This is a genomic window from Micromonospora sp. NPDC048063, from assembly GCF_043202855.1.
Classification (GTDB): domain Bacteria; phylum Actinomycetota; class Actinomycetes; order Mycobacteriales; family Micromonosporaceae; genus Micromonospora.
The window spans coordinates 310,401-327,694 of sequence record NZ_JBIDBG010000004.1; the positions used below are offsets into that span (position 1 = coordinate 310,401).

A 17,294-nucleotide genomic window follows, 5' to 3' on the forward strand; every position below is an offset into this window, starting at 1 on the left:
ACAGCATCTAGCTTATCCTGAGAAGGCCTGTCACAATGTGCGGTCATGCAGGCACGGTCGGCACTCTTCGACCTGTACGGCGACCACCTCCGGGCGAGGGGCGGCCGGGCACCCGTCGCCGCCCTGGTCAAGCTGCTGGCGCCGCTCGGGATCGCCCCGCCCGCCGTGCGTACGGCGGTCTCCCGGATGGTCCGCCAGGGGTGGCTGGACCCGTGCCGGCTCACCTCCGGCCCGGGATATTCGATCACACCGAAAGCCGCCCGCCGACTGGACGAGGCAGCCGCCCGGATCTACCGGACCGGCCGGATCACCTGGGACGGCCGGTTCGACCTGCTGGTGCTGGAGGCACCCGCCGCGCGGCGGGAACGCCAACGCCTCGCCGCCAACCTGACCTTCCTCGGCTACGGGGCCCTGGACGACTGCACCTGGGTGGCCACCCGCCCCGGCGAGGACGTGGACGTGCTGCTCGACGAGGCGGGCGTGCGCTACGAACGGTTCACCGCCGCGCACACCTCCGGCACCCCCGGCGCGATGGGCGTCGTGCGCCGCGCCTGGAACCTGACCGAGATCGGCCAGGCGTACGAGCAGTTCGTCGCCGAGCAGCGGCCGCTGTTGGCCGGCGTCACCGTACGCAGCCAGGACGAGGAGGCGTACGCCGCCCGGTTCCGGCTCGTGCACGCGTGGCGTACCTTCCTCTTCCGGGACCCGCAGCTGCCGCCGGCGCTGCTCCCCGAACGCTGGCCCGGCACCGCCGCGGCCAGTTTCTTCGACCGGCACGCGGCCCGGCTGCGGCCGGCCGCAGACCGGTACGTCGAGCAGTGCCTCGACGCCGGCAACCGCCTCGCCCGACAGAAGGGTCGTGAGACGTGACCGAGCCCCTGCTCGTCGACCGCACCGACGCCGTCGTCACCCTGACACTGAACCGCCCGACGGCGATGAACGCGCTCGACGTGGCGCTCAAGGAGGCGCTGCGGGACACCCTGGCGGAGCTGGAGAACGACCGCTCCTGCCGGGCGGTGGTGCTCGCCGGCGCGGGCCAGTCGTTCAGCGCGGGCCAGGACCTGCGCGAGCACGTGCAGACGCTGGAGTCCAACGACGGCGACCCGCTCCACACCGTCCGGGCGCACTACAACCCGATCGCCGCCCGGCTCGCCAACCTGCCGAAGCCGGTGGTCGCGGCGGTGCGGGGGATGGCCGCCGGGGCGGGCGCCTCGCTCGCCTTCCTGGCCGACATCCGCATCGGCGGGCCGTCGACCAGCTTCCTGATGGCCTTCGCCAGGGTCGGGCTCGCCGCCGACACCGGCGCCTCCTGGACGCTGCCCCGGCTGGTCGGCCACGCCAAGGCGGTCGAGCTGCTGATGCTGGCCGAGCCGGTGCGCGCGGCGGACGCCCGCCAGCTCGGGCTGCTCAACCGCCTGGTGGAGGACGACGAGCAGGTGCTGCCGACCGCGCAGGAGCTGGCCGCCCGGCTGGCCGCCGGCCCGACCGTCGCGTACGGGGCGATCAAGCGGCAGCTCTCCATCGCCGACGCGGGCACCCTCGCCGACGCCCTCGCCGCCGAGGCGCAGGCGCAGGCGATCTGCGGGGGCACCGCCGACCACCGGGCCGCCACCGTCGCCTTCGTCAACAAGCAGAAGCCGGCCTTCGAGGGCCGCTGACGCCTCCGGCTCCGCCCGGGCGTCGCGTCGCGACCGCCCGGGTGGCCCGGCATCGGCGCAACCGCCCCGGCCCGGCGCCGTCGCGGCGACGTCGCCCCGGTCAGGTCAGTCGTCCTCCTCCGGATCCTGGTTGGCCTCCGCGCCGAGCACGAACGCCTGCATGGCCAGCTCGTCGCCGGAGGGAGAGACGAAGGCGGGCAGCTCACGCGGCCCCAGCTCCTGCACGTAGGCCCAGAACAGCCGGACCGCCTCGGCGGGCGAGGCGGCCTCGATCGGCAGGTCGAGGCTGACCAGCCAGGAGCGCCGCTGCGGCGGCGGGCCGAGCTTGTCGGCCAACTCCCGGAACACCGTCGGGTCGAGCGCGGTCACCGGCCCGTCGAGCGCCACCGCCTCGGCCGGCACCGGCTCGTCGAAGGCCCGCCGGGTGTACGCCACCACCAGCGGCGCCTCGCCCCGGTCGGAGAGCGGATCCTCCGGGTCCTCCCGCTCCTGTCCGCTGGCCGCGGCGACCCGACCCAGCGCCACCAGCCGGGGCGGCTCGTCGGCCAGCACCGCCACCCGGTCGCCGGGACGGGGCCGGTCGGCGGCGGCCAGGCCGGTCAGTTCGAGCGTGTCGTGGTGGACGAGCCGCTCGGCCTCGTAGCGCCCGCCGGGAAGCAGCACGGCCCAGGCCCCCGTGCCGTCGGCGTGGGCCGCCCCGTCCACCCGGTGCGCGGTGTCGGTCGTCATGCCCTCCATCCCATCACGCCGCCCGCGCCGCCACGACGTGGCAGCCCGCAAGGTGGTCGTCGACCATCCCGGTGGCCTGCATCAGCGCGTAGGCCGTGGTGGGGCCGACGAACCGGAAGCCGCGCTTCTTGAGCGCCTTGGCCATCGCGGTGGACTCGGCGGTCAGCGCGGGCACCTGCGCGAAGGACGTGGGCCGGGCCGGTCGGGGCGGTGGGGCGAAGGACCAGAGCAGCGCGGAGAGCCCCTCGGGCAGCTCCAGCGCCGCCCGGGCGTTGGCGATCGCCGCCTCGATCTTGGCACGGTTGCGGACGATGCCGGCGTCGGCGAGCAGCCGGGCCACGTCGGCCTCGCCGTAGCCGGCCACCGTCTCGATCCGGAAATCGTCGAAGGCCAGCCGGAACGCCGGGCGCTTGCGGAGGATGGTCAGCCAGGACAGCCCCGACTGGAACGCCTCCAGCGTGATCCGTTCGTAGAGCGCGTCGTCGCCGTGCAGGGGGTGGCCCCACTCGATGTCGTGGTAGGCGGCGTAGTCCGGGGTGCTGGTCCCCCAGCCGCAGCGCGGCAGCCCGTCGGCGCCGATCACCAGGTCAGTCACGCGTCCACGCTAGGGCACGGGCCCGACGGCCCCGTCGCCCGCGGTCGCCCTCCGGCGTCCGTACGCGCGCCGCGGGCACGGCTCGGTCAGCCCGAGGTCAATGAGATCGGGGCGTCCCGGTCGGGTCGACACCCCGACTGTCAGGGATGTCGAGTCGATCATGCAGTCGCCCGACGGTCAGGGCAGCCGGCCCTGCTCGACCAGCCGGCCGAACTTCTTCAGTGCCTGGGTCAGGCCGAACTTCGAGCCGGGCCACAGCACCGGCCAGGTCACCCGCCCGGCCGGGCCGCCGGGCAGGTGGAACCACTCGTGCCAGACCACCTGGGTGCGGTCCCGGGCCAGCGGCGTGCAGCGCAGCACGCCGGGGCCGCGCAGCAGCCTCCCGCAGTGCACCACCCGGACCTCGTAGGGCGCGTCCACCCGGACCACCCGCATCTCGTCGCGTAGCACGGCCGGGCCGAGCGCGGTGACCGCCTCGACGAGGCTGCCCTCGCCGCCGTCCCCCTCGACCACACGGACGGTGGTGAACGGGACCCAGTCCGACTGCCGCTCCCAGGCCGTCAGCGCCGCGAAGACCCGCTCCGCCGGCGCGTCGACGATCACCGTGGCGGTGACCTCGCCCGCGCCGGGCTGTGCCGCCTCGCGCAGGTTGTCGCCGCCCACGGGCCCGGTCACGCCGACTCCGACCGGACCACCGGCCCCTGCCGCCCGGCGTCGCCCGCCGGCGCCGTCGTGTCGTCGTCGCCCAAGGGTGCCGTCACCCGATCGTCGCCCGACGGTGACATCGCCCGGTCGTCGCCGCCGGTCAGGTCCTCGCGCCGGGACTCACGTGGTTCTTCCCCGGCGGCGACGCGGCCGGTCCGGTCCCCGGTGCCGTCGCCGCCCGCCGGGGCGGCGGGTGCGTCGTCGGGGCGCCCGGTGGAGTCGGCGCCGGGAGCCGACGCCGCCCACCCGGTCGACCCGGCCGGCGGCGCGTCACCCGTCGCCGGGGCGGTGCCCGGGTCTACGAACGCGGGGATCGGCTCGACGACCAGGTCCCGGTTCCCGGCGGCGTCCGGCCGGTCGGCCCCGACCGGCACCGCCCCCCGTGCCTGCGGCGACGCCTCGGCGGCGGTCGTCCCGGCCGCCTGCTCCCGGGCGCGGCGCAGGGCGTCGGCGTCCGCGGTCCGCCCCTCGCGCAGCGCGGCGACCTCCGCCTCCAGCACGCCGACGAGCTCGGACTTGTAGCCGATGTCGTAGGCCGCCCGGCGCATCGCCTGGTCGACCTGGTCCATCCGGTAGCCGCGCAGCGCCGTGTCGAACCGGACCTCACCCACGTCGGCCTCGCGGAGCGGGCGGGTGGCCGGCAGCGGCACGGCGCGCCCGTCCGGCTCGGCCGGCGTCAGGCCGGGATCCCGGCCGGTGACCAGCACGGTCACACCGAACACCACGGCCGCGACGGTCAGCGCGACGACAAGCAGGAGCAGAACCTGATCCATGCACAGATCGTGGCATGTCGAAGGGGCCGGAGCGACCCCACCACCCCACCGGCGCACCGGAACCGGGGCGCCGGCCCGGCGGGCGGCGACGACGGGCGGAGCGAGCGCGACGACACGGCGACGACCGACCGGGCCCGGCGGCGGCGGACCGGATAGCGTCGTGATCGGCCGGCGACGGGGACGGGACGACGGCGCGGACCTTTCAGGAGGCGGTATGGCCGGGGCGCTTCGGCTCGGTGGGCGGACGTTCGGCCCGGGCGAGCTGGTGGTGATGGCGATCGTCAACCGGACGCCGGACTCGTTCTTCGACCGGGGCGCGACCTTCGCCCAGGACAGCGCGCTGCGCGCCGTGGAGCGGGCGGTCGAGGAGGGCGCCGAGATCATCGACATCGGCGGGGTCAAGGCCGGCCCGGGCGCCGAGGTCGACGTCGCCGAGGAGATCCGGCGCACGGTGGCGACCATCGCCGCCGTCCGGGCCGCCTTCCCCGACGTGGTGATCTCGATCGACACCTGGCGGGCCGAGGTCGCGGCGGAGGCGGTGGCCGCGGGCGCCGACCTGCTCAACGACACCTGGTCCGGCGCCGACCCGGTCCTGGCCCGGGTGGCGGCGGAGACCGGCGCCGGGCTGGTCTGCTCACACGCCGGTGGTCTGGCGCCCCGGACCCGGCCGCACCGGGCGGCCTTCCCCGACGTGGTCGCCGACGTGGTCGCGACGGTGACCGGGCTCGCCGAGCGCGCGGTCGGGCTGGGCGTACGGGCCGACGGGATCCTGATCGACCCGGCGCACGACTTCGGCAAGAACACCCGTCACTCGCTGGAGATCACCCGCCGGCTCGACGAGCTCACCGACACCGGCTGGCCGCTGCTGGTCGCCCTGTCGAACAAGGACTTCGTCGGCGAGACGCTGGACCTGCCGGTGGCCGAGCGGCTGGAAGGGACGCTGGCGGCCACCGCCGTCTCCGCCTGGCTGGGCGCCCGGGTGTTCCGGGCGCACCAGGTACGCCCCACCCGCCGGGTGCTCGACATGGTCGCGTCGATCCGCGGTGACCGCCCGCCCGCGGCGACCCGGCGCGGCCTGGCCTGACCACGACGACCTCGCGCGGCCCGACCTGATCACGGCGGCCGACGCGGGCGGTGGGAGCCGGACGGTCGCCGGCGCCCGGGCCGGCCGGGCTCAGGTCAGGTCCAGCGCAGGATGTTCTTCCGCCAGGCGTAGAGGATGCCCAGCGCCAGCACCGCGACGAAGACCGCCATCTCCACGACCGTCACCATCCCGAACCCCGGCCGGTCGAAGACCACCGCCCAGGGGAAGAGGAACACGGACTCCACGGCGAACAACACGTAGAGATACGCGTACACGTAGTAACGGATCTGCATCTGGGCCCAGTCGGCGCCAACGGGGTCGAGGCCGCACTCGTAGCTAGCCCGCTTGCCGTAGGGATCGGCCGGACGGGCAGGACGTAACACCCGATTGGCCGAGAACGCCGTAACGAAGAAGAGGACGCTGGCGAGCAGCAGCAGCCCGAGCGTCGCGTACGAGCCCAGGTAACCGGTCACGGTCGATCAGCCTACCGCCCCGCGCGGCCGGCCGAGCGTTACGGACTTGTTTCCGGGCGGGACTAGTGCCAGTGGACAACGGTTGCCGAACATTGGAACCCTCACTCATCGTCACGGAGGACAGATGGCCCGCGTGGACGTACGGCCCGGCCGGCGGGCGGGTGACCGGCGTACCGTTCCCCTGCTGGCGATCTCCCTCGCGGTCGGGCTCACGGTCGCCGCGGTGCCGGGCTGGGCGGCTGCGGCCCCCACCGCCGCCCGGGTCGCCACCGCCGCCACGGACCCGGTCGGCGAGCCCGGCGCGGAGCCGTCGACGGCGGACCCGACGGACACCGGACCGGTGCCCAGCGAGGCGCCGCCGACCACCTCTCCGCCGCCGGAGTCCACGCCGCCGGCCGGGACGACCGAGCCGACCCCGACGACCACGGCCCCGGAGGACCCGGCGCCGACCACCGCCGCACCGACCCTCAGCGCGCCGCCGACGGCGCCGTCGGTGCCGCCGGTGCGCCCGAGCGCGCCCGCCCCGGGCAGCCCGGCGGCTCCCCCGGCCGCGGTCCGCGTCACCACCGGCGACATCACCCTGACCGCCGCCTACTGGAACGCGCCGAGCACCGTGACCACGCTGCGGGTGACCGTCACCAACACCGGGGCGGCGCCCGCCCGGATCCGGCTCGCCTACACGCTCCCGGCCGGGCTGACCGACGCCGGCACCCGGGGCTGCGCCCACGTCGGCGGCGGGGCACACCGCTGCGGCGAGTGGACGAGCGCGCCGGGTGCCCGGTTCAGCACCCTGATCCGCGTACGCGTCAGCGGCGACGCCTGGCGGCAGATGCCCCTCAGCGGCTCCGTCCAGGTCACCGCGACCGCCCCCGGCGCGGAGCCGGCGCGCGACGACGAAGGCTTCGCCGTGCTCTTCCCGCCCGGCCCGCCGGCGCCCGGGATCAGGCTGGAGGCCGGCGAGGTCGCCTTCGACATCAGCGGTGGGGCGAGCGGGCTCGACGTACGCCTGGGCAACACCGGCCGGGTGGACGCCGACGGCCGGGTCGAGGTGGTCCTGCCGGCCGGAGTGACCGTGCCGGCGCCCCCGCCGGGCTGCACCGCCGCCGGCCCGACGCGGACCCGCTGCGACCTGGGCACCGTCCCCGCCGGCCGCGCCGCCCACCTGCGGCTGCCGGTGTCCGCGACGCCCGAGGCCCAGCGGACGGCCCCGCTGGCCGGCGCGGTGCTCGGCAAGCTCGACCCGCGCAGCGGCCGGGCCCGGCAGGTGCAGATGAGCTTCCGGATCACCGCTGCCGCCGCCCTGGCCACCCCGGTGGCCTCGCCGCCCGCCCCGACCGGGTCGCAGGGCGTGCTGGCCGCCGATTCCCCCGCCCTGCGCGCCGGCGGGGGCGGCTCGGTGCGGCAGACCGCGATCATCCTGATCGCCGTCTCCACGCTGCTGGTGGTGCTGGCCCTCACGCTGGCCACCACCTCCCTGCGGCGGCGGCTGGGCGCCCCGGTGCCGGAGCCGACGACGGCGCCCGCGCCGACGGACTGACCCGGGGAAGCCGGCCGCCCGGCCCGGATCGACGGGCGCCCCGGTGATCTGGATTACGGCGGGCGGGCGGAAACACCGCAAACCGGTGTGGAACCCCGCCCGATCGCATCCCAGAGGGCGGCCTACGAGAAAGTTGGGAGGGCGATCCGACGTAGGCTCTCAGGTGAGGAACTACGGCGGACCGGGCCTGCCCCGCGCGGGTCCGGTGCAGCGGTGCGTCAAGGAGGTCACGTGGCCGGGCTAGGCGAGGTCACCATCATGTTCAGCCGCCCGCGCGACCGCGCACAGCGAAGCGAGGTGCAGGCGTGACCAAGCAGATCCGTCAACTGGACCGGGTGGTGATCCGGTTCGCCGGCGACTCCGGCGACGGCATGCAGCTCACCGGCGACCGGTTCACCTCGGAGACCGCGCAGCTGGGCAACGACATCTCCACGTTGCCGAACTTCCCGGCGGAGATCCGGGCCCCCGCCGGCACCCTGCCGGGCGTGTCGAGCTTCCAGGTGCACTTCGCCGACTACGACATCCTGACCCCCGGCGACGCGCCGAACGTGCTGGTGGCGATGAACCCGGCGGCGCTCAAGGCCAACCTCGTCGACCTGCCGCGCGGGGCGGACATCATCGTCAACACCGACGAGTTCACCAAGCGCAACCTGGCCAAGGTCGGCTACCAGGCGAACCCGCTCGAGGACGACACGCTCGCCGGCTACGTGGTGCACCCGGTGGCGCTGACGTCGATGACGGTCGGCGCGCTCGCCGAGCACGACGTGTCCAAGAAGGACGCCGAGCGGGCGAAGAACATGTTCGCCCTGGGCCTGCTCTCCTGGATGTACAACCGGCCCTACGAGTCGACGCTGCGCTTCCTGGAGCGCAAGTTCGCCGCCCGCCCCGAGCTGGTCGCGGCGAACGTCGCGGCGTTCCGCGCCGGCTGGAACTTCGGCGAGACGACCGAGGACTTCGCGGTCCGCTACGAGGTCAAGCCGGCGAAGATGCAACCGGGCACCTACCGCAACATCACCGGCAACGCGGCCCTGTCACTCGGCCTGGTGGCCGCCGGCGTGCGCTCCGGGCTGCCGGTCTTCCTGGGCGCCTACCCGATCACCCCGGCCTCGGACATCCTGCACGAGCTGAGCAAGCACAAGCGTTTCGGCGTGCTCACCATGCAGGCCGAGGACGAGATCGCGGCGGTCGGCGCGGCGCTGGGCGCGTCCTACGGCGGCTCGCTCGGCGTCACCACGACCAGCGGCCCGGGCGTGGCGCTCAAGAGCGAGACGATCTCCCTCGCCGTGGCGCTGGAGCTGCCGCTGGTCATCGTCGACGTGCAGCGGGCCGGCCCCTCCACGGGCATGCCCACGAAGACCGAGCAGGCCGACCTCAACATGGCGCTCTACGGCCGCCACGGCGAGGCTCCGGTCGCGGTCATCGCGCCGCGGTCGCCGGCGGACTGCTTCCACGCGGCCATCGAGGCGGCCCGGATCGCGCTGACCTACCGCACGCCGGTCATCCTGCTGTCCGACAACTACGTCGCCAACGGTTCCGAGCCGTGGCTGCTGCCCGACGTCGAGTCGCTGCCCGACCTGCGGGTCGAGTTCGCCACGAAGCCCAACGGCGAGGACGGCACCACCTTCCTGCCGTACCTGCGCGACCCGGAGACCCTGGCCCGGCCGTGGGCCGTCCCGGGCACCCCCGGGCTCGAGCACCGCATCGGCGGCCTGGAGAAGGCCGACAAGACCGGCGACATCTCGTACGACCCGGCGAACCACGACTTCATGGTGCGCACCCGGGCGGCCCGGATCGAGACGATCCCGGTGCCCGACGTCGAGGTCGAGGACCCGAACGGCGACGCCCGGGTGCTGGTGCTCGGCTGGGGCTCGACGTACGGGCCGATCGGCGCGGCGTGCCGGGGCCTGCGCCAGCGCGGCCACTCCATCGCCCAGGCGCACCTGCGGCACCTCGCCCCGATGCCGGCCAACCTCGGCACGGTGCTGAGCTCCTACGACCGCGTGGTCGTCCCCGAGATGAACCTCGGCCAGCTCGCCCACGTGATCCGGGCCAAGTACCTGGTCGACGCGATCGGCTACAACCAGGTCCGCGGCCTGCCGTTCACGGCCAACGAGCTGGAGACGATGCTGGAAGAGGTCCTGAAGAATGTCTGAGCCCGTCGCCCTCAAGCTCACCGCCAAGGACTTCAAGTCCGACCAGGAGGTGCGCTGGTGCCCCGGCTGCGGCGACTACGCGATCCTCGCCGCCATCCAGCAGTTCATGCCGGAGCTGAACATCCCGCGCGAGCGGATCGTCTTCGTCTCCGGCATCGGCTGCTCGTCCCGCTTCCCGTACTACATGAACACCTACGGGATGCACTCGATCCACGGCCGCGCCCCGGCGATCGCCACCGGCCTGTCGGCCAGCCGCCCCGACCTGTCGGTCTGGGTGGTCACCGGCGACGGTGACGCCCTCTCCATCGGCGGCAACCACCTGATCCACGCGCTGCGCCGCAACGTCAACCTGAAGATCCTGCTGTTCAACAACCGGATCTACGGCCTGACCAAGGGGCAGTACTCGCCGACCTCCGAGGTCGGCAAGGTCACGAAGTCGACGCCGGCCGGCTCCGCCGACGCCCCGTTCAACCCGCTCTCGCTCGCCCTCGGTGCCGAGGCCACCTTCGTGGGCCGCACCATCGACTCCGACCGCAAGCACCTCCAGTCCGTGCTGCGGGCCGCGGCGGAGCACCAGGGCTCGGCGTTCGTGGAGATCTACCAGAACTGCAACATCTTCAACGACGGGGCGTTCGACCAGCTCAAGGAGCCGGCCACCCGGGACGACTACCTGATCCGGCTGGAGCACGGGCAGCCCATCACGTTCGGCAAGGACGGGCAGTTCTGCGTCGTGCACCCGCCCGGCGGGTTCGGCCTGGAGGTCCGGGAGACCGCCTCGGTCAGCCCCGGGGAGATCGTCGTGCACGACGCGACGGTCACCGACCCGGCGTACGCCTTCGCGCTGTCCCGGCTGCCCGGCCTCGACCTGCGCAACACCCCGATCGGGGTGTTCCGCTCGGTCGACCGCCCGTCCTACGACAGCGTGGTGCAGGGGCAGCTTTCCGCGGCGAGGGCGACGGTGACCGAGACCCCGGAGCAGCAGCTCGCCGGTCTCCTCGCCAGCGGGGACACCTGGACCATCCTCTGACCGGCGCGGCCGGTCGCCGCCCCGCGAGGGGGAGCGACCGGCCGCCGCAACACCAGGACGAAAAGGGGCCCGCAACCGGTCGGTTGCGGGCCCCTTCGTTACTGCGCGGGAGTGGCTTCCCTGATCAGAAGATCAGGTTGTAGCTGCCCCAGCCGCTGGAGATCACCTTGCCGCTCGCGTCGATCCACTGGCCCTTGCCGTTGGTCGTGTAGAGCCGCATCTGGTTGCTGCTGTTGACGCCCAGCATGTCCATCATGTTGTCGCCGTTCCAGTCGCCCAGCGTCATGATGCTCTTGAAGCCACCCCAGCCGCTGCCGATCTGGGTGCCGGCCGGGTTGGTCCAGCCGCCCTTGCCGTCGGACTGGTACATCTTGAGGTAACCGGTCGAGGTGCGACCGATGATCACCTCAAGCCCGTCGCCCTTCCAGGCGCCCGGCGTGAGGAACAGGTTGAACCCGTTCCAGCCGGTGCCGATCCGGGTGCCCGACGGGTTCTCCCAGCCGCCCGCACCGTTGCTGGTGTAGCGGATGAGGTCACCGTTGGACTTGCGGACCAGCAGGCTCGGGCGGTTGTTGCCCATCCAGTTGTTCGTCACCATGAGCGCGGTGAAGTTCGCCCAGCCGGTGCCGATCAGCTTGCCGCCACCGACGAGGTTGCCGCCCCCGTCGGTGTTGTAGATGTACAGCTCACCGGTGGTCTTCATCGCCATGATGGACGGCCGCTTGTCGCCGTTCCAGTTGTAGACGCGGAAGACCCGCTTGAAGCTGCCCCAGCCCGAGTTGAGCTGCTTCGGCGCGTAGTAGAAGCCGCCGTACCCGTTGTTGGCGAACCCGGCGCCCTCGAAGAGCTTGAGGTTGCCGGCGGTGTCCCGGGCGATGAGGTCGGTGTGACCGTCACCGGCCCAGTCGGCGTTGATCAGCGGCGGACGGGTCAGGTCCTCCTTGACCGTGTTCACGTAGTTGTTCAGCCGGACGTAGTAGCCCGGGCTCTCGCCGCACGGCTCGAAGCCCCAGCTCGTGATGCCGACCTGCTTGCCGCCGACCATCAGCGGACCACCGGAGTCGCCGCCGCACGTGTCGGTGCTCGGCACGCTGGGCGTGCCCGCCCCGGCGCAGGTCATCGCGTTCGGGTCGTACCCGTAGGTGCTGCAGACCGAGTCGGACCGCATGGGAACGGTCCCCTTGCGCAGGCGGCTGTCGCCCCCCTCGCCCTCGGCTTCTTCCCCGGTCACGCCGTAGCCGGCGATGACCGCGCTGGTGCCCTCCTGGTACGGCGTCGAGTCGCCCTGCGTGCTCAGCGTCACCGGCGTGTACTCGGCGGGCAGGTTCTGCTTGAGCGTCAGCACCGAGACGTCGTGCTTGATCGGGATCGTCGGGTCGTTGTAGACCGCGCTGATGTTCCAGCTCTGGTGGGTCCAGGTGGAACCGACCTCGGCGACGAACCCGCTGCCGTCGAGGATGTTGCCGTTGCTGTCTACCAGCTGGTCGTTACCGGCGATGACACGGGTGGTGCCCGGGCCGTCGGCGGTGCAGTGCGCGGCCGTCAGCACCTTGTTGGGGGCGATGATCGTGCCGGTGCACCAGTACCAGTAGAAATCTCCGGCGTACTTGAAGCTGGTCACGACGCCGACGATGTAGGGGAACTCCGACGCGCTGGCGAACTCCCCCTTCACGATGCGCGGCGACGGACCCGTGCCGGTCTGGAACCGAGGTCCCTTGGCGCCCGGCGAGGGCAGCTCCAGCTTGCCCTTGTGCAGGTTCGGCAGCCTGTCCAGGTTCCTGGTCCCGGACTCGCTGGCCGCGTCGTACACGCCGTCCCCGGCGGGGGCGGCCTGAGCGACGGTAGCGGGTGCGACGAACGCCGCACCGGCGAGGGCGAGGCCGACGACGCCGGCCGACCAACGCCGCCTGGCTCCTGCGGATGTTGCCACTTCAGCCACTGATTGATTTCCCGTCGTTCGATTAACGAGGTGCTCGGAACGGCTCGGCGAAGATGCGCCCGACCGGACGAGAAGACGACGATCGACGCGCGGGCGTCAGCCCACGTGCGAAAGATGAAGCCCCCGTCGTGCCTGTGCCATTGACGGCGCGTCGACTGCGGTCGATAACGCTCCCCGGCAATTCCAAGCCGCCAAACGGTAGCAAACAAGCCGGCGCGGAAAAAGATCCGCGAAGACGATTCTTGGTCAGCCCAAAGGGCCGGACCGGGGCGGCCGTCCAGCGACGACCGCCGGCCATGCCGGCACAGTCAGCCGCTCCGGCGTCGGCCCGCGCGGGGCCGGTCAGGGCGCGGTGGTCGCCTGAGGGCGGTCGTCGCGGACGTGGACGAGCATGTCGCCGGTCTCGATGACCGCGCCGGCCTTGTCGGCCAGCGTCACCACCTTGCCGCGCCGGACCAGGGCGATGACCAGCGAGTCCAGCTCCCGGGGGGAGCGGCCCACCTCGGCCCGCTCGGCGGAGCGCATCGCCAGCGCCATGCCCTGGCCGGGAGTGAGCAGGTCCTCCACCACGTCGATCAGCGGCGGGGCCGAGGTGGACAGGCCCAGCAGCCGGCCGGCGGTGGCCGAGGAGACGATCACGTGGTGCGCGCCGCTCTGCTTGAGCAGCGGGGCGTTCTCCGCCTCACGGGCGGCGGCGATGATCCGCACCTGGCCGGCGGTGAGCTGCCGTACGGTCAGCGCCACCAGGACCGAGGCGTCGTCGCTGTCGGTCGCGATGATCACCGCCTTGGCGTTGCGGACGTGCGCCTCGTTCAGCACCGACGAGCGGGTCGCCGATCCCTCGATCGCCACCAGGCCGGCCGAGGTGGCCTGCCGCAGGGCCGGGCCGCTGCGTTCCACCACCACGATCCGGGACTTGTCCAGCCCGTTCTCCAGCAGGGCGGAGACCGCGCTGCGGCCCTTCGTGCCGTAGCCGCAGATGATGACGTGGTCCTTCACGGCTCTCCTCCACCGCGACAGGCGGCGCCCGGTGCGGTACTGCTCGGTCAGCACTTCCAGGGTGGTGCCGACCAGGATGATCAGGAAGATCACCCGGGCCGGCGTGATGTAGACGACGTTGACCAGCCGGGCCGTCTGGCTGACCGGGGTGACGTCGCCGTAGCCGGTGGTCGAGAGGGTGACCACCGTGTAGTAGAAGCAGTCGAGGAGGGTCATGCCGTCCTCGTTGACGTCGCGGTAGCCGTCGCGGTCGAGGTAGACCACGGCGACGGTGGCGAAGACCAGGCCGATGGCGGCGGCAAGGCGGAGGCTCAGCGCGCTCAGTGGGCCCCGTCGCTGCGCGGGAAAGTGGATCACCTGATGACCTGCCCCGACTCCGTCGTCGCCTGCACGCCCACAACATAGCGGCCCGACGGGAATCCGCACGGCGGGGTCGGCGACGGGGCAACCTGTCGGGCCCGGATGCGGCGGTGGCGGTGGGCGGGCAACCTGGACGCGCTGGTCCGCCGCGGTGGCTCCCGTACGGCGGCGCGCCGACCGGGCCGGTCCACGGGGCCGGGACAGGGCATGATGGGGGTGGTGTCCCCGACGGCGACCACGAGAGTGAGGCCCGCATGTCGTTGCTGCGACGAGTGATCGGCGGGGTGCTGCGCCGGCTCCGCCTGCGGCAGGGCCGCACGCTGCGCGAGGTGGCCGAGGCCGCCGGGGTGTCGGTGCCCTACCTGTCCGAGGTCGAGCGCGGTCGGAAGGAAGCTTCTTCGGAGGTGCTCGCGGCGATCTGCCGGGCGCTCGGCATCCACCTGTCGGACCTGCTGGAGGAGGCGCGCGACGACCTGCGCCGTGTCGAGCCGCGCATCCCGGCGGCGCCCCGGGCGGAACTGGCCTCCGCCGCGGCCGCTCCGGCCGGCCCCGACCCGGTCGGGCCGGAGCGGGCGGACGCCCCCGATTCCACGCCGGTCGCGCGAGCCGGTCTCCGGACCGGCGGGCCGTTGCTCCACCTGGCTCCCCGGGCCGGTGGGCCGACCGTCCGGGTCGGACGCTCCGCCTCCGCGCGCGGCGGTCGCCCCGGGCCGCGTACCAGTGCCGTGCTCGGCTGCGGACGGTGCCGGTCGGGCCGACGGCGGCTGGCGGTCGTCTAGGCCCGGCCGCTTCCGCCCTCAGCGGATCTGCCGCGGGCAGAATTGTTACGGCGACGCGCCGTCCAGCGGGCAGCCTGAAGGGGCCGGTCCCCCGGGCGCCTCCGGTCGCCCGCCGGCACTGTGGGAGGGCGCGCGATGATCGCTACGGGCGTACGCATGTTGGACGGTGGGCATCCGTCCTTCGACGACCAGGTGTTCAACCGGCTGCTGAGGGAGCGGATCATCTTCCTCGGCACCGAGGTGACCGACGAGTCGGCGAACCGGATCTGCGCCCAGATCCTGCTGCTCGCCGCCGAGGACGCGGAACGGGACATCTTCCTCTACATCAACTCGCCGGGCGGCTCGGTGAGCGCGGGGATGGCCGTCTACGACACCATGCGCTACGTCAAGAACGACGTGGCCACCCTGGCGCTCGGCCTGGCCGGCTCGATGGGGCAGTTCCTGCTCTGCGCCGGGGCGGCCGGGAAGCGTTACGCGCTGCCCCACTCGCGGATCATGATGCACCAGCCGTCCGGCGGGATGGGCGGCACGGCTGCGGACATCACCATCCAGGCCGAGAACATGCTGCACGTGAAGCGGACCATGCAGGAGCTGATCGCCCGGCACAGCGGGCGCACCCTCGACGAGATCCAGCAGGACTGGGACCGGGACCGGTGGTTCACCGCCGAGCAGGCCCGCGAGTACGGCCTGATCGACAAGGTGCTCACCAAGGTCGCCCAGCTGCCCGAAAGCTGACCGGCCGGCCGGGTCGGGCGGCGGCCGGGCGAGCGGGGCCGAGCCGGCACGGCAGCCGGATCGGCCGGCCCCCGGCGGCCGGCACCGCGGCGACGGGGGGCGGCCGGGCGGTGACGCGCGGCGGCAGTCGGCGATGGTCCCGCCGGCCGCCGCCGCGTTCCGCCGTCAGGGCAGGTCGACGAAGTCGTCCAGGAAGTCGCGGGCGCTGTCGCTGTCCAGCCGGTAGGTGACGTTGGTGGCGTAGCAGGGGCCGTCGCCGGTGATCGTCGTGGCGGCGAGGAGCCGCTGCCCGCCGGTGGTGACGAAGTTCGGGCCGCCCGAGTCGCCGTAGCAGGCCCCGCCGTAGTCGCGGCTCTCGTTCATGGCGAGCCGCACCCAGGTGTTGTTGAGCGCGCTGAAGCCGACCTCCGCCTTCATCCGCACCCCGCCGCCCGGGTGGACGTGCCCGCCGGGCTCGCGCTGGGCCTCCGCCGTGCCGTACCCCATGACCTCCCAGCGGGCCGCGTCGAGCGCCCGGGAGCCGAGCGCGCCGAGCTGGCCGGCCGTCGGCAGGGTGGCCGGGGTGAAGTCCCAGCGCCGGTCCAGCTCGGCGGCCTGCGCGGTGTCGAGGGTGACCACGGAGATGTCGTGCGAGTCGGCGGAGTTGCCCGGGTAGTCGGGGTGGACGTGCTCGGTGCCCTCGACGCCGACGGCGGCGGCCACCTGCGCCGGGCTGAGCCCGGCGGCCTTCGCGGCGGCCAGCTCCGCCTCCACGTCCTGGGCGAGCGAGACGTAGAAGCGGGCGCCCGGCGACCAGTCGGTGGTGCAGTGCGACGCGGTCAGGAAGACGTCGCGGTCGATCATGGTGCCGGAGCAGTACCAGTCCACGACGTCCGGCGTGCCGGGATCGCCGTCGCGGTCCCACTGCACGATCAGGGCGCCGACCTCGGTGCGCTCCGGGGCCGGCAGGGCGTTGTAGGTGTTGATCGCGGATGCCGGTGTGGCGGCGACGACGGCCGCGGCGAGCGCCGCGGTGGTCAGCGTGGCGAAGAGTGCGGTACGACGCACAGGGTCCTCCGGTGTCAAATCGAAAAGCGGCACCGGCGCCGGACGCGCCCCCTCGATCCGCGTCCGACCCGCGGTACGCGATGGCCGCAGGTGGCGGCCGTCGATACGCGGAGCCTATTCCCGGAGGTGGGAATATTCGCGGGCTGCAAGCGCAGCGTCTTGTCAGCGAATCTCGTTACATCCGGAGGCCGGCCTTCCCGACGGGCTGGCCTTTCTCGCGGCGCCGACGAAACACCGGCTCTGGCTGTCGCCCGGGCCGTCGGCTGCCCTCCCCGACACACGCCCGCACCCCCGTCCTCCGGTCTAGCGAGGCTCGGCGTCGTATCGGGCGCGGGCGGCCTCCACCTCGTCGAGGTGGGTGGTGGCCCAGGACTCGAGCCCGGCGACCAGGTCGAGCAGGCTGCGGCCGAGGTCGGTCAGCGCGTAGTCGACCCGCGGCGGGACGCTCGCGTGCACCGTCCGGGTCACCAGGCCGTCGCGTTCCAGCGCCCGCAGGGTCTGGGTGAGCATCTTCTGGCTCACCCCCTCGATCCGCTGGGCCAGCTCGCCGTAGCGCTTCGTGCCGTCGGCGAGGGTGAGCACGACCAGGACGCTCCACCGGTCGCCGATCCGGTCCAGCACCTGCCGGCTGCCGCAGTTGCGGGCGTAGACGTTCGGGTGCACGGCCACTCTCCATCGGTAAGTCACGCACTTCAAGGTGC

At 73.3% G+C, this 17,294-nt stretch carries 17 protein-coding genes; 8 read left to right on the plus strand and 9 right to left on the minus strand.

Features of this window, described 5'->3' with window-relative positions; all coding sequences use genetic code 11:
* Window positions 1-45 precede the first annotated feature (45 nt).
* Both ACGFZ2_RS13200 and ACGFZ2_RS13205 read left to right on the plus strand, forming a co-directional pair.
* Window positions 46-870, plus strand: coding sequence for a PaaX family transcriptional regulator C-terminal domain-containing protein (locus ACGFZ2_RS13200; RefSeq protein ID WP_393258155.1), 825 nt, complete (start codon window positions 46-48; stop codon window positions 868-870).
* Window positions 867-1,658 (plus strand): enoyl-CoA hydratase/isomerase family protein, encoded by a 792-nt coding sequence (locus ACGFZ2_RS13205; RefSeq protein ID WP_393453056.1) that lies wholly within the window; start codon window positions 867-869, stop codon window positions 1,656-1,658. The genes ACGFZ2_RS13200 and ACGFZ2_RS13205 overlap by 4 nt, the downstream gene beginning before the upstream one ends.
* Window positions 1,659-1,763: 105 nt before the next feature.
* Here ACGFZ2_RS13205 and ACGFZ2_RS13210 read toward each other — a convergent pair whose 3' ends face one another.
* The 4 genes from ACGFZ2_RS13210 to ACGFZ2_RS13225 form a co-directional block, all read right to left on the minus strand.
* Window positions 1,764-2,387, minus strand: a complete 624-nt coding sequence (locus ACGFZ2_RS13210; RefSeq protein ID WP_393453059.1) for a hypothetical protein — start codon at window positions 2,385-2,387, stop codon at window positions 1,764-1,766.
* Window positions 2,388-2,400: 13 nt separating this feature from the next.
* Complete coding sequence (locus ACGFZ2_RS13215; protein WP_393453062.1) at window positions 2,401-2,982, minus strand: DNA-3-methyladenine glycosylase I; 582 nt, start codon at window positions 2,980-2,982, stop codon at window positions 2,401-2,403.
* Window positions 2,983-3,159: 177 nt separating this feature from the next.
* Window positions 3,160-3,657: an SRPBCC family protein gene (locus ACGFZ2_RS13220; RefSeq protein WP_393453065.1), complete on the minus strand. Its 498-nt coding sequence runs from the start codon at window positions 3,655-3,657 to the stop codon at window positions 3,160-3,162.
* Window positions 3,654-4,460, minus strand: coding sequence for a DivIVA domain-containing protein (locus tag ACGFZ2_RS13225; RefSeq protein ID WP_393453068.1), 807 nt, complete (start codon window positions 4,458-4,460; stop codon window positions 3,654-3,656). The genes ACGFZ2_RS13220 and ACGFZ2_RS13225 overlap by 4 nt, the downstream gene beginning before the upstream one ends.
* A gap of 214 nt (window positions 4,461-4,674) precedes the next feature.
* Here ACGFZ2_RS13225 and folP point away from each other — a divergent pair, with 214 nt between their 5' ends.
* Window positions 4,675-5,544 carry a dihydropteroate synthase gene (folP, locus tag ACGFZ2_RS13230; RefSeq protein WP_393258144.1) on the plus strand — a complete coding sequence of 290 codons (870 nt, stop codon included), beginning with the start codon at window positions 4,675-4,677 and terminating at the stop codon, window positions 5,542-5,544.
* A 95-nt stretch (window positions 5,545-5,639) separates the two neighbouring features.
* Here the strand turns inward: folP and ndhC are convergent, their stop codons facing one another.
* A complete protein-coding gene (ndhC, locus tag ACGFZ2_RS13235) occupies window positions 5,640-6,017 on the minus strand; it encodes an NADH-quinone oxidoreductase subunit A (protein ID WP_350678128.1) in 378 nt (125 codons plus the stop codon).
* A gap of 124 nt (window positions 6,018-6,141) precedes the next feature.
* Between ndhC and ACGFZ2_RS13240 the strand changes: the two genes are divergently transcribed.
* The 3 genes from ACGFZ2_RS13240 (at window position 6,142) to ACGFZ2_RS13250 (ending at window position 10,734) form a co-directional block, all read left to right on the plus strand.
* The gene (locus ACGFZ2_RS13240) at window positions 6,142-7,554 is read left to right on the plus strand and encodes a hypothetical protein (protein ID WP_393453071.1); all 1,413 of its coding nucleotides are present in this window, start codon (window positions 6,142-6,144) and stop codon (window positions 7,552-7,554) included.
* 305 nt (window positions 7,555-7,859) lie between these two features.
* Window positions 7,860-9,707: a 2-oxoacid:acceptor oxidoreductase subunit alpha gene (locus tag ACGFZ2_RS13245; protein WP_393258139.1), complete on the plus strand. Its 1,848-nt coding sequence runs from the start codon at window positions 7,860-7,862 to the stop codon at window positions 9,705-9,707.
* Window positions 9,700-10,734, plus strand: coding sequence for a 2-oxoacid:ferredoxin oxidoreductase subunit beta (locus ACGFZ2_RS13250; RefSeq protein ID WP_393258137.1), 1,035 nt, complete (start codon window positions 9,700-9,702; stop codon window positions 10,732-10,734). The genes ACGFZ2_RS13245 and ACGFZ2_RS13250 overlap by 8 nt, the downstream gene beginning before the upstream one ends.
* Before the next feature lie 124 nt (window positions 10,735-10,858).
* On the opposite strand, the gene ACGFZ2_RS13255 is transcribed toward ACGFZ2_RS13250, so the two are convergent.
* Both ACGFZ2_RS13255 and ACGFZ2_RS13260 read right to left on the minus strand, forming a co-directional pair.
* Window positions 10,859-12,664, minus strand: a complete 1,806-nt coding sequence (locus ACGFZ2_RS13255) for a trypsin-like serine protease (RefSeq protein ID WP_393453074.1) — start codon at window positions 12,662-12,664, stop codon at window positions 10,859-10,861.
* Between the two features lie 351 nt (window positions 12,665-13,015).
* Window positions 13,016-14,029, minus strand: coding sequence for an NAD-binding protein (locus ACGFZ2_RS13260; RefSeq protein WP_357693958.1), 1,014 nt, complete (start codon window positions 14,027-14,029; stop codon window positions 13,016-13,018).
* A 257-nt stretch (window positions 14,030-14,286) separates the two neighbouring features.
* On the opposite strand from ACGFZ2_RS13260, the gene ACGFZ2_RS13265 reads away from it, so the two are divergent.
* Complete coding sequence (locus tag ACGFZ2_RS13265) at window positions 14,287-14,811, plus strand: helix-turn-helix domain-containing protein (RefSeq protein ID WP_393453078.1); 525 nt, start codon at window positions 14,287-14,289, stop codon at window positions 14,809-14,811.
* A gap of 135 nt (window positions 14,812-14,946) precedes the next feature.
* Window positions 14,947-15,546, plus strand: coding sequence for a ClpP family protease (locus ACGFZ2_RS13270; protein WP_393453081.1), 600 nt, complete (start codon window positions 14,947-14,949; stop codon window positions 15,544-15,546).
* 165 nt (window positions 15,547-15,711) lie between these two features.
* Here ACGFZ2_RS13270 and ACGFZ2_RS13275 read toward each other — a convergent pair whose 3' ends face one another.
* Together ACGFZ2_RS13275 and ACGFZ2_RS13280 are read right to left on the minus strand one after the other, a co-directional pair.
* The gene (locus ACGFZ2_RS13275; RefSeq protein ID WP_393258123.1) at window positions 15,712-16,593 is read right to left on the minus strand and encodes a trypsin-like serine protease; all 882 of its coding nucleotides are present in this window, start codon (window positions 16,591-16,593) and stop codon (window positions 15,712-15,714) included.
* A gap of 303 nt (window positions 16,594-16,896) precedes the next feature.
* Window positions 16,897-17,262, minus strand: a complete 366-nt coding sequence (locus tag ACGFZ2_RS13280; RefSeq protein ID WP_393453084.1) for a winged helix-turn-helix transcriptional regulator — start codon at window positions 17,260-17,262, stop codon at window positions 16,897-16,899.
* Window positions 17,263-17,294: the final 32 nt, after the last annotated feature.